Origin of the sequence: Actinacidiphila rubida (assembly GCF_900110255.1) — a bacterium.
Taxonomy (GTDB): domain Bacteria; phylum Actinomycetota; class Actinomycetes; order Streptomycetales; family Streptomycetaceae; genus Actinacidiphila; species Actinacidiphila rubida.
Map to the genome: position 1 here is coordinate 21,356 of NZ_FODD01000048.1, position 22,983 is coordinate 44,338.

Annotated in this window: 15 protein-coding genes; 5 read left to right on the forward strand and 10 right to left on the reverse strand. The window is 74.1% G+C overall.

The window, feature by feature from the left end:
• Positions 1–14 precede the first annotated feature (14 nt).
• A complete protein-coding gene (locus BMW99_RS33440) occupies positions 15–6,896 on the forward strand; it encodes a glycoside hydrolase domain-containing protein (RefSeq protein ID WP_079138893.1) in 6,882 nt (2,293 codons plus the stop codon).
• A gap of 85 nt (positions 6,897–6,981) precedes the next feature.
• Here BMW99_RS33440 and BMW99_RS33445 read toward each other — a convergent pair whose 3' ends face one another.
• The 5 genes from BMW99_RS33445 to BMW99_RS42390 form a co-directional block, all read right to left on the reverse strand.
• Positions 6,982–7,461 (reverse strand): VOC family protein, encoded by a 480-nt coding sequence (locus tag BMW99_RS33445; RefSeq protein WP_069466404.1) that lies wholly within the window; start codon positions 7,459–7,461, stop codon positions 6,982–6,984.
• 244 nt (positions 7,462–7,705) lie between these two features.
• Positions 7,706–8,842 (reverse strand): RNA polymerase subunit sigma-70, encoded by a 1,137-nt coding sequence (locus BMW99_RS33450; RefSeq protein ID WP_079176269.1) that lies wholly within the window; start codon positions 8,840–8,842, stop codon positions 7,706–7,708.
• Between the two features lie 10 nt (positions 8,843–8,852).
• Positions 8,853–9,428, reverse strand: a complete 576-nt coding sequence (locus tag BMW99_RS33455) for a TIGR03086 family metal-binding protein (RefSeq protein ID WP_218108500.1) — start codon at positions 9,426–9,428, stop codon at positions 8,853–8,855.
• A 125-nt stretch (positions 9,429–9,553) separates the two neighbouring features.
• Positions 9,554–10,246: a response regulator gene (locus BMW99_RS33460; RefSeq protein ID WP_069466544.1), complete on the reverse strand. Its 693-nt coding sequence runs from the start codon at positions 10,244–10,246 to the stop codon at positions 9,554–9,556.
• Positions 10,247–11,476, reverse strand: coding sequence for a sensor histidine kinase (locus tag BMW99_RS42390; protein WP_079138924.1), 1,230 nt, complete (start codon positions 11,474–11,476; stop codon positions 10,247–10,249).
• A gap of 207 nt (positions 11,477–11,683) precedes the next feature.
• On the opposite strand from BMW99_RS42390, the gene BMW99_RS33470 reads away from it, so the two are divergent.
• Both BMW99_RS33470 and BMW99_RS33475 read left to right on the forward strand, forming a co-directional pair.
• Entirely contained in the window at positions 11,684–12,406 is a 723-nt protein-coding gene (locus BMW99_RS33470) for an ABC transporter ATP-binding protein (protein WP_245791730.1), read from the forward strand.
• Positions 12,403–14,742, forward strand: a complete 2,340-nt coding sequence (locus BMW99_RS33475; protein WP_075018112.1) for an ABC transporter permease — start codon at positions 12,403–12,405, stop codon at positions 14,740–14,742. The genes BMW99_RS33470 and BMW99_RS33475 overlap by 4 nt, the downstream gene beginning before the upstream one ends.
• Positions 14,743–14,979: 237 nt before the next feature.
• Here the strand turns inward: BMW99_RS33475 and BMW99_RS33480 are convergent, their stop codons facing one another.
• The 4 genes from BMW99_RS33480 to BMW99_RS33495 all read right to left on the reverse strand — a co-directional run bounded on the left by BMW99_RS33480 (position 14,980) and on the right by BMW99_RS33495 (position 20,093).
• Positions 14,980–16,221 (reverse strand): hypothetical protein, encoded by a 1,242-nt coding sequence (locus BMW99_RS33480; RefSeq protein WP_075018113.1) that lies wholly within the window; start codon positions 16,219–16,221, stop codon positions 14,980–14,982.
• Positions 16,222–16,337: 116 nt separating this feature from the next.
• Positions 16,338–17,420 (reverse strand): hypothetical protein, encoded by a 1,083-nt coding sequence (locus tag BMW99_RS33485; protein WP_075018114.1) that lies wholly within the window; start codon positions 17,418–17,420, stop codon positions 16,338–16,340.
• Positions 17,417–18,001: an RNA polymerase sigma factor gene (locus BMW99_RS33490; protein ID WP_075018115.1), complete on the reverse strand. Its 585-nt coding sequence runs from the start codon at positions 17,999–18,001 to the stop codon at positions 17,417–17,419. Before BMW99_RS33490 ends, BMW99_RS33485 begins: the two co-directional genes overlap by 4 nt.
• A gap of 268 nt (positions 18,002–18,269) precedes the next feature.
• Positions 18,270–20,093, reverse strand: a complete 1,824-nt coding sequence (locus BMW99_RS33495; protein ID WP_069466563.1) for an ABC transporter ATP-binding protein — start codon at positions 20,091–20,093, stop codon at positions 18,270–18,272.
• Positions 20,094–20,393: 300 nt separating this feature from the next.
• Here BMW99_RS33495 and BMW99_RS33500 point away from each other — a divergent pair, with 300 nt between their 5' ends.
• Positions 20,394–21,155: a maleylpyruvate isomerase family mycothiol-dependent enzyme gene (locus BMW99_RS33500; protein ID WP_069466562.1), complete on the forward strand. Its 762-nt coding sequence runs from the start codon at positions 20,394–20,396 to the stop codon at positions 21,153–21,155.
• Between the two features lie 52 nt (positions 21,156–21,207).
• Here BMW99_RS33500 and BMW99_RS33505 read toward each other — a convergent pair whose 3' ends face one another.
• Positions 21,208–21,933 carry an SDR family oxidoreductase gene (locus BMW99_RS33505; protein ID WP_069466564.1) on the reverse strand — a complete coding sequence of 242 codons (726 nt, stop codon included), beginning with the start codon at positions 21,931–21,933 and terminating at the stop codon, positions 21,208–21,210.
• 134 nt (positions 21,934–22,067) lie between these two features.
• Here BMW99_RS33505 and BMW99_RS33510 point away from each other — a divergent pair, with 134 nt between their 5' ends.
• Positions 22,068–22,916 carry a LysR family transcriptional regulator gene (locus BMW99_RS33510; protein ID WP_069466561.1) on the forward strand — a complete coding sequence of 283 codons (849 nt, stop codon included), beginning with the start codon at positions 22,068–22,070 and terminating at the stop codon, positions 22,914–22,916.
• Positions 22,917–22,983: the final 67 nt, after the last annotated feature.

Genomic DNA, 22,983 nt, shown 5'->3' on the forward strand with positions numbered 1-22,983 from the left:
GCCGGAGAGGTCACGTGCCCAAGAGATCCCCACTGCCCCCGCACCGCACGGTGCTTCCCAGACCCGACCGCCGGGGTCCCCGGCCGCTGCGCGCGACGGTCGCCGCACTGCTGACCGGTGCGCTCGGCCTCGCCGCGCTGGCGGGCGGCGGCGTGGCCGCCGCGGCGCCCGGCGCACCCGCGTCCGCGGGAGCGTCCGGCACGGACTGGACGAAGCTCGTCGACCCGTTCGTGTCGACCGGCGGCGACGACGGCAACGACCTCCCCGGCGCGGAGGCCCCGCACAGCCTGGCCAAGGTCAACCCGATGACCACGCCCGGCCGCAACCACTCCGGCTACGACTACAACGAGAAGCACATCGCCGGGTTCACCGCCACGGACCTCGACGGTGTCGGCGGCTCGGGCGGCGGCGGCGACCTGCTGGTCGTCCCGACGTCCGTGCAGTACGACAAGCGCCCCGCCACGAGCACGTACGCGCACCCGTACAGCCACGACGACGAGACCGCGACGCCCGGCTCCTACCAGGTGGGGCTCGGCGCCCTGTCCGGGACCGCGTCGTCGGTGACGCAGGACCCCGGCACCATCGACGCCGAGATGACCGCGACGACGCGCACCGCGCTGGAGCGGTACGCGTTCCCCGCCGGGTCGAAGCCCGAGCTCGTCCTCGACCTCGCGAACAACTTCACCAGCCGGACCCGCGCGACGCTGAAGGCGACGACGCTCCCGGACGGGACCACCTCGATCACCGGCCTCGTCGCCGGATCGTTCAACGGCGCCTCGTACCAGCTGTACTACGACGCCACCACGAACGTCCCCGTGACCTCGCTGAAGAGCTGGGGCGCCGACGGCAGGCTGACCGACGCGACCGCGCAGGACGGCGCCGACACCGGTGCGGTCCTCGGGTTCGACCCGGCCGCGGGCAACGACGTCGAACTGCGCGTCACGCTCTCGCCGATCAGTGCCGAGCAGGCCGCGACCGACCAGCACAACGAGGTCGGCGGGCTCACCTTCGACCAGGCGCGCGCGCAGACCAAGGCGGACTGGAACCGCACGCTCGGCGCCGTCGCCGTGCGCGCCTCGGCGGCGTCCGACCCCGGGTCGACGCTCACCAAGGAGTTCTACACGCACCTGTACCGCATGTACGGGCTGCCGGTGAACGCCACCAGCACCAGCGGGACCTACCGCGGCGTCGACGGGGCGGTGCACCGCACCAACGGCTTCACGTACTACGACGGCTGGTCCACCTGGGACGACTTCCGCAAGTACTCCGTCGAGGCGTACATCGACCCGGCCACCTACCGGGACATGGTGCAGTCGCTCGTCGAGCTCTTCGCCGACGCGCACGCCTCCGGCAAGAGCCTCGGCAGCCTCACCCACTCGGTGCCGACGGTGCGGTGGGAGCGGTCGGCGGTGCTGGTCGCGGACGCGCTGTCGAAGGGCTACAAGAACTTCGACCGGCTCGACGAGGCCTACCCGGCGCTGCTGTCGTACGCCGGGTACTACACCGGCGCGCAGCTGCGGCAGGGCTACGTCACCGGTGACCCCGGCACGACCGTGCAGCGCGGCTACGACCAGTGGGCGCTGTCCGTGATCGCCGCCGCGCTCGGCAAGGACGCGGACGCGGCCAGGCTGCGCACCCAGTCGACGATGGCGATCGACCACCTGGTGAAGTCCGGTGCCTGGACGGCGTCCGACGGCACGCAGGTCGGACTGCTGACCCCGCGCGCGGCCGGCGGCGACTGGCAGAGCGCCGACTACGAGAAGTTCGAGGCGGCCGGCCTCTACCAGGGCACGCTCTGGCAGTACAACTGGTACGACGCCTACGACATGGGCGACCTCATCAAGGCGATGGGCGGCGACAAGGCCGGAAAGGCCGCCGTGGAGCACATGTTCGGCGAGGACTCCACCGCCGCTGACGGCTCGACGATGCTGCACTCCAACGCCAACGAGATCGACCTGCAGGCGCCCTACCTCTTCAACTACGTCGGCGAGCCGAGCCTGACGCAGAAGTGGGTGCGCGCCATCTACACGGGCACGACCTGGAACCGCTACATCGCGACCGGTTCGACGAACGAAGCGCCGTCCTCCGGCGGCGAGTTCACCCCGCCGATCGACACGCAGGTCTACAAGCTCGCCCCGAACGGCTTCCTGCCGACGATGGACAACGACGCCGGCACCATGTCGACCATGTTCGTCGCGGCCGCCCTCGGCCTGTTCCCGGTGACCGCGGGCTCCAGCCAGTTCCAGATCGGCAGCCCGTTCTTCGACTCGACGACCATCACCTACGCCAACGGCACGACGTTCACGGTGAAGGCCGACGGCGTCTCGCCGACGAACTACTACGTGCAGAACGCGACGCTCGACGGCGAGCGGTTCGGCAACACCTGGCTCGACTACTCCCGGATCATCGCCGGCGGCACCCTGGACTTCACGATGGGCGCCAAGCCCTCCTCCTGGGGCTCCCGCACGCAGCCCGCGTACTCACTCGACACCGACTCCGGTGCGGGCAGCGGCGGTTCGGGCACGGACCAGGGCGACACCGTCGTCTCCGCCCGCCCGGCCACCGTCGCCACCGCCGCGGACGGCACCGTCGCCGGCACCGTGGACCTGACCCTGTCCGGCCCGGCGTCGTTCGCCGCCCACAAGGGGACCAGTCTCACCGCGTCCGGGGCGGCGCGCGTCACCGGCCTTCCCGCCGGTGTCACGGCGGACCTCCGCGTCACCGGAAAGGACACGGCGACGCTGTCCCTGACCGGCACCGCGGAGACCGACGCGCACCTCGGCATCGCGTTCCAGGACACGGCCTTCGCGCACGGTGTGCGGGCCTCGACGGTGACCGGCACCGGGGTCTCCCCGACCGACCCGCTGACCGTGTCCGCCGCCGCGGTGTACCGCAAGGCCCTCGTCACGCTCGTCGGCCAGGCGTCCCTGGTGCGCAGCGGCAACTACTCCGACGGGTCCTGGACGCTGTTCCGCTCGGCGCTCGACCACGCGCGGACCGTCCTCGCGGACACCGCCGCCGGCACCGGCACGCTCATGGCCGCGCAGGACACCCTGGAGTCCGCCGGCGACGCGCTCACCATCGACGAGGGCGGCTACGCCGTCCTGCAGGCCGAGTCCCCCGACCAGAAGGACGGCCCCAGCCTGGTGAGCGAGGCGTACTACTCCGACGGCGACCTCGGCGGCGTCACCGAGGGAGCGTGGGAGCGGTTCGCCAAGCTGGACTTCGGCGGGGTCGCCCCGCGGAGCATCTCGGTGCGCTACGCCAACTCGCAGGCCGCCGACGCGAAGCCGAGCAGCGTGGACATCCACGCGGGCGGCGCCGACGGTCCCGTGGTCGGCAGCGTCACGCTGCCCGGCACCGGCGGCTGGCAGTACTACAGCACCGTGCAGGCGGCGGTCACCGACCCTGACGTCCTGCTCGGCGCGGGCGGCGCGACGTTCGTGTTCCACGCGCCGTCCGGCCAGCAGTGGGTGTCGAACTTCGACTGGTTCCAGTTCTCGCCGAACGACGTCACGTCGTCCCCGACGGCCACCCTCGCCACGCTGAGCGCGGCGAACACCACCACGACCGGCGGCGGCACGGTCCCGCTCAACCTCGCGAACGGCATCTTCGAGAACGTCTCCAACGGCGCGTGGGCCGAGTGGCAGGGCACCGACCTGCGGGACGGCGCCGACACCGTGACCGTCCGCTACGACAAGCCCCAGTCGCGGGCCGCGTCGGACTCGCACATCGAACTGCACCTCGGCGCGAAGGACGGCCCGAAGACCGTCGACATCCCGCTGGACTACACCGGTTCGGGCTGGGGGACCCTCGCCACCACGTCCGTGCACCTCGACCCGGCCGTCTTCGCGGGCGTCCAGGACGTGTACGCCGACTTCGTCTCCAGCACCCAGACCTCGTCCCAGCCGTACGTGGCCAACGTGTACACGCTGACCCTGACCCAGCAGGCGGACGCCCCCGTGGCGTTCGACGCGACCGCGTTCCACGCCACCAGCGGCGGCGGACTCAAGAGCGAGCCGGCCGGCTGGACCGGCGCCGGGTCGGCCACCGACCTCGGCGGCACGTACAACGGCGCCTGGCTCGACTACGGCGACATCGACTTCGGGGCCTCCCCGAAGAGCACCGTCACGCTCACCTATGTCAACAACTCGGCGCGCTGCGGCACCGGTTCGGCCGTCCAGCTCTACCTGGACACGTTCGACCCGGCCAACCCGGGCACGCCGTACGCGACGATCCCGCTGCCCGTCACGGGAAGCGCGTGGTCGTCCGGCGGGACGACGAGCCTGACGCTGCCCAAGGCGGTCACCGGCACCCACGCCGTCCACCTGCGGCTGACGACGACCCCGGACTCCTCGCACCCGTACGTCGCGAACCTGGGCCGGCTCACCTTCACGCACGTCGACACGCCCGCCACCACGGACCTGACCGCGCTGCGCAAGGCCATCGACCAGTACCAGGGCCTGTCCGCGGACGCGGCCCGCTACGACGCGATCGACTTCGGCGTGTACCTGCGGGAACTCGCCGCCGCGCGGGCCCTCGTGGCCGCCGCCGACGCGACGCAGCTCGACGTCGACACGCAGACGCGCGGCCTCACCCTGGCCGCGGACCAGCTGGTCCCGCTGCCCCGACTCACCCTGGAGGACCTGGTCACGACCGCGTCCGCCCTCGACGACGCGCGCTACACCGACGCGTCCTGGGCGGCGTTCACCGGGGCACTCACCGCGGCCAGGACCGCGCTCGCCGACGGCACGTCGGCGGACGCGACCCTCACCGCCCGCCACGACGCGCTCCAGCAGGCGGTGTCCGCGCTCGTCACGAAGCCCAGGACGGTGCCGGCCGCGCCCGGCGCGGTCTCGGCCACGTCGTCAGGGTCGTCGGGGTCGTCCGGGTCGTCCGGCACGAGCGTGACCGTCGCGTGGTCCTCGCCCGAGGACACCGGCGGCTCACCGGTCACCGGCTTCAGGGTCACCCTCGACGACGGCCACCAGGTCGCCGTCGCCGATCCGGCGAGCCGGAGCACCACGTTCACGTGGCTGCCGTCCGGCCGCTCCTACACGGCGCGCGTCCAGGCCGTGAACGCCGTCGGCGCCTCGCAGCCGAGCGCCGCCACGGCACCCGTCGTGACGGGCGGCGGCACCCCGCAGAAGCCCACCGTGACGGGCGTGACCACCGACGGCACGCACGTCCGAGTCACCTGGCAGGCGGCCGGCGACGGCGGATTCCCGGTCATCGGCTACACCGTGGCCCTCGACGACGGGACCACCGCGCACGTCTCCGGCACGGCGGACACGGCGCTGCTCACCACCACGAGCAAGGCGAAGGCGCACACGGCCACCGTGACCGCGGTGACCCTCGCCGGCACCTCGGACGGCCCCGCCACGACCACCCCGGCGAGCGCCCCGGCGACCGCCGCCGACCCGGGATACACCCCGTCGCCCTTCCCGGACGGCACCCTCAACGCGACCTACACGTCGGACGCGTGGCCGAAGACCGGCGACGGGAGCGACTACTTCGACGACCTCCTCGCCGGCATCGACGACCTCCACTCCGATATCCTCGCGCCCAACTCCAAGGTGGCCGCGGGCACTCCGCTCACCGCGGAGAACGACCGGATCGCCGTGGGCATCAACAACGCGGCGACGCAGGCGGAGGTGGACCGGGCCGAGGTCGACGCGACGAACAGCGCCACCGTCACCATGGCCGACGGGCTCGGCTCCCGCCTCGGCCAGATCTACGGCGACGCGCTGAAGAGCGGCCGACTGCCGAAGACCAGCGCGCTGTTCTCCCGCGCCACCCAGAGCCTCGACACCCACGACGCGGCGAAGGACCACTTCGGCTACCTGCGTCCGTACGTGCGGCTCGGGTTCGTCGGCGACGGCGGTGACGTCTACGAGTCGCAGGACGGCTCCTACGGCAGCCTCACCACCAGCGGCTCGTACCCCAGCGGCCACACCTACGGCGGCTACGAGGCGGGCACCATCCTCGCCACGCTGCTGCCGGAGCTGGCGCCGTCGATCCTCGCGCGGACCTCGGAGTACGGGAACAACCGCATCGTCCTCGGCTTCCACTACCCGCTCGACGTCATGGGCGGCCGCATCACCGGCCAGGCCACCGTGGCCCACCGGTGGGCCGACCCCGAGTTCGCGAGCCTGCTGATGCAGGCCCACACCGAGATCGAGAACGTGCTGCTCGAGCAGTGCGAGAAGGAGGGCTACGGAGACACGCTCGCGGCCTGCGGCGGCGACGCCTACGACGGGCTGAGCACGGCGCAGGACATCGACCTGTACACGCAGCGCCTGAGCTACGGGTTCTCCCAGGTGGGCAAGGCCGGGCAGACGCTCACCGCGCCGTCCGACGCCGCGGCCCTGCTCCTCACGGCCTTCCCGGACCTCACCACGGAGCAGCGCACGCAGATCCTGGAGCAGACCGCCACGGACTCCGGCTACCCGCTCGACCTCACCGCCGACGGCGGTGCGAGCTGGGAGCGGATCAACCTGGCGGCCGCGATGTCCGCGCACGTGGTGGTCGCCGCCGACGGTTCCGTCAAGGTGACGAACTTCGCGGACGCCACCCGGGCCAGTGCCGCCGACGCCAAGGCGATCACGGTCGGGGGCGTCGCGATCGACGGCTTCGACCCGGCGGTCTCCACCTACGTCGTCGACTGGCCGAAGAACGCGAAGATCCCGGCCGCCACCGCGGTGCCGGCCGAGCCCGGCGCCCGGGTGAGGGTCACCGAGGGCAGCCCGGTCCTGTCGTCCCCCGGCTCCCGGCTCACCACCCGCACCCTCACGGTGACGTCCGCCAACGGCTCCGTCACCCGCACCTACACGGTCGCCTTCCAGCCGACCGACCGCGACCACCGTCCGATCCCCGCGGGAGGCGGCGGGCACTGACCCCCGCGGGCTCCGCCTGACCCACCCCGAAGGGCCCCGCTGATCCTCAGCGGGGCCCTTCGTGCGCGGCGGCGACCGGCGGCGCTCAGCCGGGCAGGTCCTCGGGCCGCTTCTCGGCCAGGTGCCCGGAGAGCAGGCCCGTGGCCTGGCCGACCTCGATGAGGTAGCCGTCGGGGTCGCGCATGTAGCAGCGGATCTCCGCGCCGCGGTCGATCGGCGGCGTCACGAACTCCGCGCCGCGGCCGCTCCACAGGCGGTAGCAGGCGTCGATGTCCGCGACGCGCAGGTTCAGGAAGATGGACGTCGTGTCACCGGGCTCGTAGTCGGCGACGGTGATCCCCGGCTTGTCGGGCGTCGGCGGCCCGCCGGGATTCATCAGGATCCACGTGTTCGCGAGCTTCACGATGCACGGGTTCTCCTCCAGCACGACGGTGCCGCCCAGCACCTTCGCGTAGAAGTCCCGCGAGCGCGCGACCTTGCGCACCGTGAGGAACAGCGTCGCGACGAACCCCTCCTGCGGCGCCGGAAGGTTCCCGTAGTCGATCTGCGGCGGCTTCTCCGTCATGCCCCTGCCTCCCGATCCCCTTGCGCGGCCGTACCTCAGCCCCCCGTCCAACGTAAGCGCGCCCGCCCGCGGGCGCATGCCGGGCGGGGAGGGGCGCCCGAAGCGCCGGGCGGCGGCGCCTCGGCGCGGTCGGGGCGCACGCGTCCCACGCCCCGCGCCATAGCGTGACCGGCCCCGCACCCTGCGGATTCCCCACCGGGCACCACCCCGAAGGCCGTCACGCCGGTGTCCGCGGCACGTGCCGTCATCCCGGCGTGCCGAGCCTCCCCGGCGTCCCCGGCGTCCCTGGCCGCCGGTCCTCACGCCCGGGGCGGTGCCCCACCGCCGCGAGGGGGCTTCCCGGCTCGGTCCTTCGGGCTCGATCGCCGGCCGATGCCGTGCGCGGGAAGCCGAACACCGCGGCCAGGGCGGGCTGGTGGAAGGAGTGGACGTGGCGGATGCCCGTGGGGGTGACGGTGAGGACGACGACTCCGTAGGCCTGGTACGCGCCGTCGGGATCGCGGGTGTACGCCACCGCGGCGGGCTGGCCGTTGGCGGACGTGGGGAGCATGAGCCAGTCGCCGGGCGAACCCAGCACCCAGGTACGGAGATAGGGAACGCAGGTGGCGTTCCCGGCGAACCAGGTCGTGAAGGGGGTCGCCTCCAGCGTGGCGTCCCGGCGCAACAGCCGCTCCAGAGCGGGGGCGTCGGCGTTCTGGAAGGCCGCGATGTACTGGTCGAGGAGGGCGCGGGCCTCCGGCCCGGTGGGCGGTGTGATGTCGTCGGGCTCGGGGGCCAGTGCGCGGAGCCGCGCGCGGGCGCGTTGCAGCGTGCTCTTGACCGCGGCCGTGGTGGTGCCCAGCATGGCGGCGACCTCGGCGGCCGGGAAGGACAGCACGTCCCGCAGCAGGAGGACGGCCCGTTGGGCGCCGGAGAGGTACTGCAGGCTGGCGACGAGCGCCAGCCGCAGGTCCTCGCGCGCGACGACGACGGCGGCGGGGTCGTCCGCCCCGTCAGGTCCCGGGGCGACGAGGGCGTCGGGAACCGGCTGAAGCCAGCGGACCCCGGGTCCGGCGGGTACGGGAGCCGTGCCGGGGTCGGCCTCCGGGCCGCCGAGCCCGGCCGGCAGCACCCGCCGGCTGTGGTGCGCCAGTGCGCTCAGGCAGGCGTTGGTGGCGATCCGGTACAGCCACGTACGCATCGACGACCGGCCCTCGAACGTGCCGTGGGAGCGCCAGGCACGCAGATACGTCTCCTGGACGACGTCGGTGGCGTCGTCCACCGAGCCGAGCAGGCGGTAGCAGTGCGCGAGCAGCTCCCGCCGGAACGGCTCGGTCGCGCCGGCGAACGCCTCACGCTCCTCGACGGCGGCCTCCTGATGGGCTTCGCCCTGCTTCACCATGTCCCTCCGGTCAGACCGAACGGCCGAGGAACGCGGCCAGCCGGTCGGCGGGGCAGGCCCCGGCGGGCGGTTCGACGACGGGCCCGAAGAGGGCGTCCCCTTCCGGACCACGGTAGGCGTCGAGGATCTCGGCCCGGGCCTGGACGAGCAGTTGGCCCGCGAGGGGGCGATCGAGGTCGGTGGAGTGCCCGATCGCGCGGGCGAGGTCCCAGCCATGCGTGAACTGGTCCCTGGCGACCATGCCGGCCAGCTCCGCGCCGGAGAAGACCCCGAACCCCAGATCGATCCGCCTCGTCATCACGCCCGGTGACGCGAAGGCGTCCAGCGCGACCCGGGCGCTCTCGTCGTAACGCGCGAGGAGGTCCCCGCTCGCAGGGTCCTCACCGACGTCCGCGCCGGTGACGGCGCCGGCCCCCCACCAGGCGGAACCGACGACATGGTCGATCAACGCCCGCACGTCCCACGCCCCGCACGGCGTCGCCGCACCCAGATGTTCCGGCCGGACCCCGGCCAGCACCCGCCGGGTGCTCGCGAAGGCCCGCCCCAACTGCCCTGCGCCCGACTCGTCCCGCTGACTCTCCACCACGCGCGGTCCTCTCTCGACGTTCCCGCCCGAGGGCCTCGGGCGACCACAGCAGGTAGACCGCCGGGGTCCGCAAAAGGAATCGCGGCGAGACCCGGTTTCCGGGACGACGACGCCGGGGCCGCCGCTCACTTCGGGCCGCCGCCCGGGGTCACCAGGCCGTACTCGTAGGCAGCGATGACGAGTTGGGCGCGGTCACGGGCGTCGAGCTTGGCCAGCAGCCGGGTCACGTAGGACTTGACGGTCGCGGCGCTGATGGTCATCGCTTCGGAGATCTCCGTGTTCGACAGGCCCTGGCCGATGAGCGTCAGGGCTTCGCGCTCGCGGCCGGTGATCCCGCCGATCTCCCGCTTCGGTGCCGCCGCCCGCCGCGGACGGGTGGTGAACTCCTCGATCAGGCGGCGGGTGACCTTGGGGGCGATCAGCGCGTCCCCGGCGGCGACCACGCGGATCGCCCCGAGGATGTCGCTGACGGCCATGTCCTTGACGAGGAACCCCGAGGCCCCGGCGCGCAGGGCGTTGTAGACGTTGTCGTCGTCGTCGAACGTGGTCAGCACGAGCACGCGGGCGGGGTTGCGGTCGGGGCCATGGGCGGGTCCGCCGTCCTCGGTGATCAGCCGGGTGGCCTCGATGCCGTCCATGCCGGGCATGCGCAGGTCCATGACGACCACGTCGGGATGCAGTTCCCGGGTCATGCGCACCGCGTCCTGCCCGGTCCCGGCCTCTCCGGCGACCTCCATGCCGGGAAGGTCGGCGATCACCATGGCCAGGGCCGCGCGGATCAGCGGCTGGTCGTCGGCGAGCAGGACGCGGACGGCCACTCAGACCTCCGCCGGGACGGGAACGCGGGCGGCGACCCGGAAGCCGCCCTCGGGGCGCGGACCGGCACTGAAGTCGCCGTGCAGGAGCGCGACCCGGTCGCTCATGCCGATGAGGCCGTAGCCCGTGCCGCTGCCCCTGCCGCCGCCACCGGTGCCGCTGCCACTCCGCCCGGTCCCGCTGTCGACGACCACGAGGGAGACGTCGTCCTCGCGGAAGGCCACCGACACCCGGCACTGCCGGCTGCCGGAGTGCTTCATGACGTTGGTGACCGATTCCTGGATGATCCGGAACACGGACAGGTCGATGTCGGGCGGCAACGGCCGTCGCTCGCCGCGCCATTCGACGTCGACGCGCACACCGGCGTCGCGTGCGTTCGCCACGAGCCGGTCCATGTCGTCCAGGCCCGCGGGCGGCGTGCGGGTGCCCGTTCCCGTCCGGGCCTCCGTCCCGTCGTCGGCGTCGTGCAGTGCCCCGACCATGCGGCGCAGCCCCGCCAGGGTTTCCCGGCTGGTGTCCTCGATGATGCCGAGCGCCCGCCCGGCGCCCTCCGGCTGCGTCCGGAGGACGAGCTTGGCCGCTCCCGCCTGGAGGGCGACGACGCCGATGCTGTGGGCGACCATGTCGTGCAGTTCGCGGGCGATGCGCAACCGCTCGGCCGTCACGGCCTGTTCGGCCACCTGCGTGCGCAGCTCCTCGGCGTGGCGGCGTTCCCGTCGCTGGGCGTCCCCCAACGCCCAGGCGAGGACGGTGATCAGCAGCACGACGGCCTCGACCGTCGTGTCCACGTCCAGCCCCTTGGCCTGGCGTACGGCCACGTAGCCGAACAGTCCGGCGAGCGCCGGAACGGCCCCGGCCGCCGCCGTCCGCCGCGAACCGGCCGCCGCGACGAAGTAGAGGGCGGCGCAGACCGGCAGGTACTGGTCGGGTGTGATGTCGGACGAGTGGATGTCGAGGTTCAGGACGAGCGCGCTGAGCACGAGCGCGGCGACCGACCACGGCGGCCGGCGCGTGAGCAACCCGCAGGCGACGCCCACCAGGACGGCCGCGAGGGCCAGTGCGGCCCGCTCCCGCGGGTCCGACAGGAACGGATACCGGGGCGCGGCGGCTCCCCACGGCCCGCGCAACCGCTTGGACGCGGCGAGGACCATGTACAGCGTCGAGAGGGCCCAGACGCACGCGACCACCGGTACCGCGGACACGCGCGCCGTCCAGGGCCGGGTCATTGCCATGCGTCGAGCGTAGGAGCGCGAGGCCGTCCAGCGCATCGGACTGGGGGTGTACACCCTGGGACGGCAGCGCCCGCGTGAGGTGCGGGCCGTGCTCCGATGTGCCGGCACGGGCGCCCTCGGCAGTGTGGCCGCATGACGAACACGAAGGCTGCGGACGAGAGGACGTCGCGAGGGCTGTTCCGGAGGCCGTCCCGGAGGACGGGCCGCGTGCCGTCCCGCGTGCCGTCCCGCGTGCCGGCCGACGGAGAGGTCGTCGTGCGGCTGACGGACGTGCGCAAGGACTTCGGCGACTGCACGGCGCTCGACGGGGTCTCGCTGGAGATCCGCGCCGGTGAGGCGGTGGCGGTGATGGGCCCCTCCGGCTCCGGCAAGTCGACCCTGCTGAACCTGGTGTCCGGCCTGGACCGGCCGTCCGCCGGGTCGGTCGTGGTCGGCGGCGAGGACCTCGGTGCCCTCGGCGAGAAGGGGCTGGCGCTGTTCCGCCGCCACCGGGTCGGCATGGTCTTCCAGTTCTTCCACCTGCTGGACGACCTGCCGGCGCTCGACAACGTGGCGCTGGTCGGGCAGTTGGACGGGCTGGGGGCGAGGGCGGCCAGGCAGCGCGCCACCGAACTGCTGGAGGGACTCGGGATCGCCGATCGGGGGGACGTCCATCCGGCCTCGCTGTCCGGTGGCGAGCGGCAGCGCGTCGCCGTCGCCCGCGCGCTGATGAACCGTCCGGCGCTGCTGCTGGCCGACGAGCCGACCGGCGCCCTGGACACCCGTTCCGGCGAGGCCGTCGTCGAACTGCTCACGGATCTGCACGCGTTGGGGCAGACGCTGGTCCTGGTGACGCACGACGCCCGGCTGGCCGAGCGGTGCGCGTCCCGGGTGGTCGAGGTCGTCGACGGCCGTATCGCCGGCGCGCGTGCCGTGAGGCGCGACCGATGAGGGCCGTGTGGACCGCGTCCCGTGCCGCGGTCGCGCGCCGCAGGCTGCAGACCTTCGTCCTGGCTGCCGTCGTGCTCGTGTGCAGCGCCACGGCGGTCGTCACGCTGGGCCTGATGGCCGCCGTGTCAGGGCCCTTCGACCGGGTGTACAACGCGGCGAACGGCGCCCACGTCATGGCGGAGTTCGACAGTTCCAAGGCGACCGCCGCGCGGATCGCGCGGACCGCGCGGGCCTCCGGGGTCGAGGCGTCCGCCGGTCCCTACCCGGTGGCCGTCCTGCGCCGGCCCACCGACCAGGGCGGACCGTTCGGGCTGCCCGGCGTCTTCACCGTCGTGGGCCGCGACCGGCCCGACACCGCGGTCGACACGATGAAGGTCTTCTCCGGGCGCTGGGCCACGCACCCCGGCGAGATCGTCCTCGACATGCCGCAGGGGTTCGGCGGCGCGCGGCTGATCGACCAGGAGACGCACGTCCTCGCGCCCGGCGGCGTGGACCTGAAGGTCGTCGGATACGCGACGTCCGTGAGCGACTCGGCCGGCGGCTGGGTCACCCCCGCGCAGGCCAGGGACCTGGGCGCGGCCTCGACCCAGATGATGTACCGGTTCCGCGACGCCGGATCGCAGGCGGCCCTCACGGCGGACATGGCGGTCGTCACGGCCGGCCTGCCGTCCGGCTCGCTGACCGGCACGGGCTCCTACCTCACCCTCAAGGAGCACCTGGCCACGGGTCCGAACACGTACGTGCCGTTCCTGACGGGGTTCGGCCTCCTCGGCCTGATCGCCGCGGTCCTGATCGTCGGCAGCGTCGTCAGCGGCGCGGTGGTCGCCGGCTACCGGCACATCGGCGTCCTCAAGGCCCTGGGATTCACCCCGGACCAGGTGACGGCCGTCTACCTGGTCATGGTGACCGTCCCGGCCGTGATCGGCTGCGCCGTCGGGGCCGCCGTCGGCTCGGTCCTCGGCACGCACCTGGTGCGAGGGGCGTTCTGGGGCATCTCCGGCAACGCCCTGGTCGCGGGCAAGGCGTCCGTTCCGGCCTGGGTCTACCCCGTGGTGCTGATCGGGATGCCCGTGCTCGTCGTGCTGTCCGCGCTCCTCCCGGCGGTGAAGGCGCGGCGCCTGCCCGCAGCGCGGGCGATCAGCGCGGGCGGTGTCCAGCAGACCGGGCGCGCCCCGGCCGTCCAGCGCCGGCTCGGCGGATCGCGGCTGCCCCGTCCGGTGAGCCTGGGCCTGGGCTGGCCGTTCGCCCGGCCCGGCCGCACGGCCCTGACCCTGTCGACGATCGTGCTCGGCGTGACCACCGCGACACTGGCGATCGGCCTGGCGGCGTCCGTCCTGACGTTCGACCGGACGCAGGAGCAGCAGGACAGCGTCCAGGTGACCGTCGCCGTCGGCAACCCGGCGGCTCCGTCGCACCCGGCCGGCCCCGTCCACACCGACGAGCAGCTGCTGGCCGGACTGCGCGCCCTCCCCGGCGCGGCCCACGTCTCCGCGGACGCTCCCCTGCAGACCCGCATGGCGGGCAGCGCGGACGCCGTCCGCATGGACGTCCGGACCGGGGACACCACCGCGCTCCACCCCGACCTGGTGCGGGGGCGCTGGGTGAGCGGTCCGGGCGAGGTGGTCGCGGACTCCACGTTCTGGCACCAGCAGGGTCTCTCCCTCGGCCGGCGGGTCGTGCTCCGCGACGCGGCCGGCCGGCAGGTCGTCGAGACGGTCGTCGGCGAGCAGACCGACGGCTGGGACCTCACCAGCACCGACTGGAACCGCTTCGTCGGCCTCAACTCCACCCGCCGCGCCACGGAGTTCTCCGTCGGGCTCGCGAAGGGGGCCGACGCGCACGCCTACGCGGCGGCGGCACGACGCCTCGATCCCGGCCTGCGTCCGTCGCTGAACACCGGTGTCGGGCCGATCGAGCAGGCCGTGATCAGCGTGATCTCCACCCTGGCCCTGCTCCTGGTCGGCGTGTCCGCGCTCGGCGTGTTCAACGCCGTCGTCCTGAGCACCCGCGAGCGCCGCAAGGACATCGGCGTGCTCAAGGCGGTCGGCATGACCCCGCGGCAGGTCGTCGCCATGGTGGTCACGGCGACGGCCGCGCTGGGCGTGGCCGGGGGAGCGGTCGGGGTGCCCGCGGGGATGCTCGCGCACCGGATCGTCCTCCCGCTCATCGGCCACGGCACCGGCCGCGACCTCCCGGCGTCCATGCTCCACGTGTGGGACGCGCCGCTGCTGGTGCTTCCGGCCCTCTCCGGGGTCGCGCTCGCCGTGCTGGGCGCGCTGCTCCCCTCCGTCCGCGCGTCGAGGGCGTCGGCGGCGGAGGTGCTGCGCACGGAGTAGTGGCGGCGGGCGCGGCACGGACAGCCGGCGGCGGTCGCGCTGACGCCGGGGGCGGCCCGGTGGCGGCGGTGCGAGGCCGGGGGCCGGGCCCGCAGCGGCGGTGCGGAGGCCGGGGGCCGGGCCCGCAGCGGCGGTGCGGAGGCCGGGGGCCGGGCCCGCAGCGGCGGCGCGGACGGAGCGTGCGGGCCCGGGCACGCCGAAGGGCCCCACCGCGGACGGTGGGGCCCTTCGCACCGGTCAGCCGCCGCTGGTGAGGACCATCGGCTGCGGCTCCGGCTGGGCGGGATCGGCGACGACGCCCACCACCGTGGTCTGCCGCAGGGGCGAGACCGCCACACCCGTGGGGTCGAAGAGCGTGCCGGACGGCAGGGCCAGCGAGCCCCACGTCCCGCCGGACAGGCGCATGGCGTACCCGTCGGCCCCGGGCCCGGGGAACGCCGCGGTGGTGACGCGCCCCACGGCGACGACGTCGCCCTGCGGCGTGACGGTCACCGCGCTGAGGCGGCCCGCCTCCTCGGGGACGGCGACCTGCTGCCAGCCGCGGCCGTCCCAGTGGGCGACCAGCGCGTGGCCCGGGTCGGTGTCGTCGCGGACGGTGCGCCCCACCGCCCACACGTCGTCGGGACCACCGGCCGCCAGGGCGTTGAACTCGCCGGCCAGACCGCCGGTCCGCGGTCCCGCCACCCGCTTCCAGCCGTGGCCGTCGTCATGCAGGAGCAGCGGCTGGTCGTCGCTGGTGTACCCGCCGGCCCACACGTCGCCGGGGCCGATCTCGGCGACCGCGTCGAGAGTGAAGCCGCCGGGTGTCTGCGGGAGGCGCTGCAGCGTCCAGGAGGAGCCGTTCCAGTGCTCGGCGAGGCCCTCCATGTGGGTCTGCACCGAAGGGAGCCCGTCGGGGCCGGTCGTGGTGCCGTCCTCGATCTGGGCCCACCCCACGGCCCAGGTGTCGCCGGCGCCGCGTCCGGAGACGCTCAGCAGCCCGGCGGAGTCCAGGTAGGTGGCGGCCGGGACGGGGGCGGCGGCCGCGGTCCAGGCGGTGCCGTTCCAGTGTTCGGCGACGATGCCGCCGGCTTCGGGGCTGTCGTCCCCGACGACCCAGCCGTCGGCCGCCGATGTCGCGGTGACGGCGTTGAAGCGGGTGCGGGTCCCGTCGGGCAGGGCCGCGGTGGGCGCGTCCACCCAGCCCTGCGGGTCCCCGGCCCGGCGGGTGAGCAGCACCGGCGTGTGCACGCTGACCTTGCCGGACTGGGTGATGCGGAAGCCCGCCGCCCACGTGGTGCCCGCGTCGGGCTGGGCGACGCCGGTGAGGACGGTATCGGTCGCCGGCAGGGAGCCCGGGGCCCAGCTCGGCGCGTCGGCGGGAACGGTCACGGGCAGGGGTGGGGGCAGGGGTGCGGCGTGGGCGGTGGCGGTGGTGGCCGCCGTGCCCGCCGCGAGGAGCACGGCGGTCGCGAGCGTCAGGATCGTCGAACGGGACACGTGGTCTGCTCTCCAGGTGGTCTGCGGGGATGGACCGGGGACCCGGACGGCTGCCGGGCCGCTGCCGGGCGGCTGCCGTCCGGCCGGGCCGGAAGTCCGGCCGGCGGGACCGGCCGTCACGGCCCGTCGAGGCGGGTCGCGGGGCCGATGAACGTGTAGGTGGTGCGCTCCACGACCCCGCCGGCCGGAACCGGCGGCCGGCTGCCGTTCGCGCGCCGTCCCTCGGTGACGCCGTTCATGTCGCCCAGGCTCCGCGGTTCGGCGGACGCGGGCAGCGCGGGCAGGGCGTGGACACTGGAGACGACCGTCTCCAGCAGCCGCCCCGTGGGGTCGATGACGTAGCGGACGACGATCGTGCCGTCGCCCCGCTCGACGGCGGTGCCGTGCCGCCCGCTGCCGTCCGTGGCCGGACCGGCCACCCGGACGCCGGGCAGCCGGGCCGCGACCTCGAACAGGGCGGCCCGGACCTTGGGCGGGGCCGGTGAGGCCAGCAGGTCGCCGATCGTGCCGAAGATCTCCTCCGACGGGTCCTGGCCCGGCTCCGCGTACGGCCGCAGCCGTGCGCGCAGCGCGGTGGGCGCGGTGGGCAGCCCGGCGAGCTGGTCCCACGTCAGGCGGCCGGTCCCGACGGTGAACCGCCACGGCCCCGGCGCCGGCTTGTCCTCCTCGACCGGGGCCGCCGCCCGCAGATGGGACGTCAGACCCGCGCGGTGGGCGAGGAACTCCGTGAGCACACCGGTCGGCTGCCCGTCGGCCTGGAAACGGGTGAACGCGACCTTCCAGTAGGGGGCGTCGTCCCACGTGCCGGGCGCGATCGACTGCGCGGACGCGACGTCGGCCAGGAACGTCGAGGTGACCGTGCCCGGTGCGGCCGCCCGCGGCGTCGCGTGGTGGGACGCGGACAGGGGCGAGACGGTGACGACGACCGCGGCGGCGGCGGCCAGGGCCGTCAGGGACACGCGCAGCGCCGGCCCGCGCCGGCGGGGGCGGGGGCGGCTCGGCGGGAAGGCGTCGTGTGCCGCCCCGGCGGCCGGGGCGGCAGCGGCGGCAGCGAAGGGGGCCGTGTCGCGGCGGACGGCGTCGGCGACCGCCGTGCGGGCCGCCGCCAGAACCGCCGGGTCGGCGGCCGGTGTCGTACCGGCGGCCACGAGTTCGTCCCAGCCGGGGAACGGCGGGTCGTGGGGGCTGGGCTCGGTCACGTCTGTACGCCTTTCAGGACGAGGGGAGAGGGCGGTCCGGTCCGCCGGTCGGCGGGGTGGCCTGCCATGAGGTCGCGCATCCGGGCCCTGGCCCGGTGCAGGCGGGAGCGTGCGGTGCCGGCGGCGATGCCCACGGTCTGGGCGGCCTCGGCAGGCGTGAGCTGCTCCCACGCGGTGAGGACGAGCACCTCACGTTCCGCGTCGGGGAGTGCGCGAAGTGCCGCGCGCAGGGCGGGCCGTAGGCGGGCGGCGTCCAGCCGGGCGTCCACGGCGTCCCACGTGTCGTCGCCGTGCGGCGCGCTGTCGGGCGCGGGCCGCGGCGTGTGCCTGCGCCAGTGCGCCAGCGCGTGGTTGCGGGCGATCCCGAACAGCCAGCCGCGCACGGTCCCCGCCTCGACGACCCTGAAGTCGGCCCTGCGGGAGTACGCGGTCAGCCAGACCTCGGAGAGCAGGTCGTCGGCGGCCGGCCCGCACCGGCGGAGCAGATACGCGTGCAGTGCCGCCGAGTGCCGGTCGACCAGCGGCTCGAACGCGGCCGGATCGTGCCGGGCGCGTGCCAGCACCTCTTCGTCGGTGTCCACACACTCTCCTCGTCCCGTCCCCACTCGCGGGGGCTCCCACCCTCTACATGTCGCGGGACCGGAAAGCGTTCGCGGCGGGATGCGGCCGCAGCGGGGGGCCTTCGTGGCGGCCGCGGTCGTGGCCCCTTCGTTGCGGCCACCGCCGGGCGTCCTCCACGCTGGTAATTTGACGGCGGCGGCGGCGGCGTTGAGGCGGAGGCAGCGGTGCGGGTCCTGGGAGTCGACGCCTGCGGCAAGCAGGGATCGGGCCGCCGGGGGACGGACCGGGTCAGGGCAGGGCGGGCCGCGCGGGCGTGTCGTCGAGGAAGCCGCCCGACTGGTGCCGCCACAGTTTCGCGTAGGCCCCGTCGCGGGTGAGCAGTTGCTGGTGGGTGCCCTGCTCGATGATCCGTCCGCGGTCGAGGACGACGAGCCGGTCCATGTCGGCGACCGTGCTCAGCCGGTGCGCCACCACGAGCGCCGTACGCCCGTCCATGAGCCGCCACAGCGCTTCCTGGACGAGGATCTCGCTCTCGGAGTCCAGGGCGCTGGTCGCCTCGTCCAGCAGCAGGATCGGTGCGTCCCGCAGGATGGCCCGGGCGAGCGCGACCCGCTGGCGCTGCCCACCGGACAGCTTCACGCCGCGCTCGCCGACCATCGTGCCGAAACCGTCCGGCAGGGCGTCGGCGAACTCCGTGACGTGGGCCGCCTCGGCGGCGCGGCGGATGTCCGCGTCGGTGGCGTCCGGACGCGCGAAGGCGATGTTGTCCCGGAGCGTGCGGTGGAACATCGCCGGGTCCTGCGGCACGTAGGAGATCAGGCCCCGCAGGTCCTTCTGCCTGATCCTGCTGATGTCCTGACCGCCGACCGTGATCCGCCCGCCGTCGATGTCCGTCATCCGCAGCAGCAGCCGGGCCAGCGTGGTCTTGCCGCCGCCCGATCGCCCCACGAGACCGACCCGCGTCCCGCCGGGCACGGTCAGGTCGAGCTTCTCGAACAGCGCCTCCGCACTCCCGTGGGCGAACGTGACCTGCTCGAAGCGGACGTCGGCCCCCCGCACCGCCAGCGGCTCCGGCTCGGCGGGGTCGAGCACGGTCGGCGGGGTCAGCAGCAGTTCGGTGAACTGCGCGGCCTCCGTCATCGAGCTCTCCAGCCGGCGGTAGATCTGGTTGAACTCGAACATGATCCGCGTGGCGTTGGTGTAGTAGGTGAACACGACCACGACCGCCTCCACCCCGTGCCGGCCCCCGCCGAGCGTGACCGCGAGCAGCAGGCCCAGCGCGTTGGTGAGCACGGACATCGGCGCGACCAGGGTGTCGATCCGCAGGTTGCCGTAGTCCCACGACCGCAGCGACAGCCGCCGCGAATGCGCGACACGCGACCGGTGCTCCGCCGCCTCGCGTTCCTGGGCGCCGAACGCCCGGACCGTGTCCATGTTCATCAGGACGTCGGCGACATGCCCCGCCACCCGCGCGATCGCCGCCTCCCGCCGGTCGACCAGCGCCTGACGGCGCCGGATGAGCGGCGCCACACACAGCGCGGTCAGCGCGATCAGCGTCAACAGCACGACGACGAGCATCGGTTGGTACTGCCAGAGCACCACCGAACCGAACAGCAGCGGCACGAGGCTGCCCACGACCGAGAACGTGAGGGTGTCGGCGAACTCCTCGAAGCGGGAGGCGAAGCTCAGCACCCGCTTGGTCAGCGCCCCGGCGAAGTTGTCGTGGAAGAAGCCGGCGTCCTTGGCGAACAGCTCGTCCATGCCGATCACGTACAGGTGCTTGATGCCCTGGCCGTCGAGGCGGTTCAGGCAGTGGATGCCGATGCGCCAGCAGGTCTCGGCGAGCAGCAGCACGCCGGCGAAGACGAGGACGTACGGCACGGCCGGCCCGACGGCGCCACCCGCGTGGGCCGTGTCATCCGCGAGACGCCCCACGAGCTTGGCGACGACCAGCGGGGCCACGTAGTTGATCCCGATGTTGCCCAGCGCCGGCAGCAGCATCGCCGGTGCCGTCAGCCACCGGAGCCGCACCAGCTCCCGCCCGTAGTAGCGCAGCGCCAGCCCCACCGAGCCCTGACGCGGCGCGTCCTCCCGCGCGTCGGGTGATCCCATCCCCCAACCCCCGTGTCGTCGTCGTGCGGCGGCCGGTCACTCACGCGGCTGCTCCCGGCGGGCCGCCGAAGGCCGGAACCGGCAGTCTGCCGAGCCATCTCCCGCGCAGTCCAAGCGTTTTGCACGCAACGGCGGCACGGACGAAAGGTTCCGGACACGCCCGGCCCGGAGGTCATCCGGCCCGGTGGTGGGGATACGTGGGGATACCCCCGTCTCCCAGCCCCGACGAGGCCGAACCCCGCGCCTGGCGGCCGGGAAAATAGGGTGTGGTCGGCTGAGCTGGGGTGATAGGCAGATGATGTGACAGAGAGTCTTGAGTATTCCGCGCTGCTGCGAATGATCGAAGAGCGGTCGGTCGCGTTCCGGAGCGCGGTTGCGGCCGCGCCCAGCCTTGACGCGCCGGTGCCGTCCTGCCCCGAGTGGACGGTGTTCGATCTGGTGCAGCACCTGGGTACGGGCCAGCGCTGGTGGGCCGCGATCGTCGCCGCCGGACCGGCCGAGGCTCCGCCGGCCAAGGATGCCGCGGCGGCGCCGCGCGAGCCCGAGGCGCTGCTGGCCTGGTACGCCGAGTCGAACGAGCTGCTGCTGAGCGTGCTGCGCGAGGCCGGCCCGGAGCGCGAGTGCTGGGCGTGGTGGCGCGCCGGTGTGTCACCCGCGAACGCCTGGGGCGTGGCCCGGCGCCGGGTGCACGAGGTGCTGGTGCACACCTACGACGCCCAGCTCGCCGCAGGCGCCGTGCGGCCCATGCCGGTGGACGTCGCGCTCGACGGCGTGGCCGAGTTCCTCGACACCTGCAACTCCACCCCGGCGGCCTGGCCGCACGAGGCCGCCACCATCCACTACCACGCCACCGAGGGCCGCTCCTGGCTCCTCACGCTGGACGGCACCGGCGCCTGGCCCGCACCCCTCACGGACGACGCCCCGCCCGCCTCCGCCTCCGCCACGGGCACGGCCGAGCAGCTGCTTCTCCTCTTCTGGGGCCGCCTCACGCTGCGCGACCTGAAGATCGACGGCGACCAGCAGGCGTTCGAGCAGCTGATCGCCTGGGAGCCCGAGGAGTAGCCGGTCGACGCGGTTTCGCCGGGCGTCAGGTCGGTGAGACCCGGTGCCGAGGTCACCACGGCACCACGCCGTCCTCGTCGAAGAACGCGCCGGTCGGGCCGTCGTCGGGGAGGGACGCGAGCCGGATCGCGATCGCCGCGCCCTGTGCGGGGGTGCGTACGCCGCGGAGGCCGTTGAGGTCGGTCGCGCAGTAGCCGGGGCAGGCGGCGTTGATCAGGATGTTCGTGTCCCGCAGCTCCCTGGCGTACTGGACGGTCACGGCGTTGAGGAACGTCTTCGACGGTGCGTACGCCGCGGAGATCGGCCCCGTCTCGGCGCCGGGAGTGGTCTGCTTCGTGAGCGACCCGACGCTGCTGGACATGTTGACGATCCGCGGCGACGCGGAACGGCGCAGCAGCGGCAGCAGCGCGTTGGTGACGCGGATGACGCCGATCACATTGGTCTCCACGGCCGTCCGTACGGCCGAGAGGCCGACCGTGGTGGGCGTCTGCGGCATGCCGCCGGTCACTCCGGCGTTGTTGACCAGGACGTCGAGGCGGCCGGCGCGCTCCTCCACCAGCCGGGCGGCGGCCGCCACGCTCGCGTCGTCCGTCACGTCGAGCGGCACCCCGAACGCGTCCGCGCCGCCCGCCCGCAGCTTGTGGACGGCCGCTTCCCGGCGTGCCTCGTCCCGAGCGCCGACGCCGACGCTCCAGCCGAGGGCGCCCAGGCCCGCCGCGATCTCGTATCCGATTCCCTTGTTCGCGCCGGTGACCAGCGTGATCGTCTGTCCGCTCATGCGGTCCATCGTGTTCCGCACCTGAGCGCCGCGGCCAACACCGTCTGGGTAAGCGGCGATACCTCCCCGGTATCGGACCAGCTCACTGCGGTGATTCCGTCCGGCGCCGAGGCGGCGTCAGGTAGCGTGGCGGCATGGAGACGAGGGAGCTGCGGTACTTCGTCGCCGTCGCCGAGGAGTTGCACTTCGGGCGGGCGGCGCAGCAGCTCGGGATCGCCCAGCCTCCGCTGTCACGGGCGATCCAGCAGCTCGAACGCCGGCTCGGGGCCGCACTGCTGGAACGCGGCAGCCGCGGTGTCACCCTCACCGAGGCCGGATCGGTGCTGCTGCGGGAAGGGCGGGCGGCCCTCGACGCGATCGACGCCGCCGAGCGCCGTACCCGCCGCGCCGCTCTCGCGCCGACCGGCCAGCCCGGCGTGGTCCTCGTCACGAAGGCCGGGGCGACGGGCGAGTTGCTGGCGAAACTGCTCGACGCCTACGCGGCCGAACCCGGCGCGGTCGCCGTCGACGTGATGCTGTGCGGGATCGGCGAGCAGGAGCGGCTGCTGCGGGACGGACGGGCCGATGTGGCGCTGCTGCACCGGCCGTTCGACTCGACGGCCGGGCTCGACACGGAGGAGTTGCACGCGGAGGGACAGGTCGTGGTCCTTCCGGCCGGGCACCCCCTCACCGGCCGGGCCCGGGTGCGGATGTCCGACGTCGCCGCGCTGCCCGGCCTGCCCCTGCCCCGCTGGCCGCACGCCGACGGCACCTTCCCGGACGGTGCCGGCCCGCCGGTGCACCACCACACGCAACTGCTCCAGCTCATCGCGCTCGGCCGGGCGTCGGCGATCCTGCCGGAGTCGGTGCGCGCCGAGCTGAGGGACGGCCTGGTCGCCGTCCCCGTGGCCGACGCGCCGACAGTGACGACGGTGATCGCGTGGCCGCCCCACAGCCGCTCACGGGCGGTCGCCGCCCTCGTCCGGGCCGCGACCCGTCTTTGAGGACTCCTCGCAGCCCCGAGCAGCCCCGAGCAGCCCGAGCACGGTGGCGACCGGGCGGCGCGGGAAC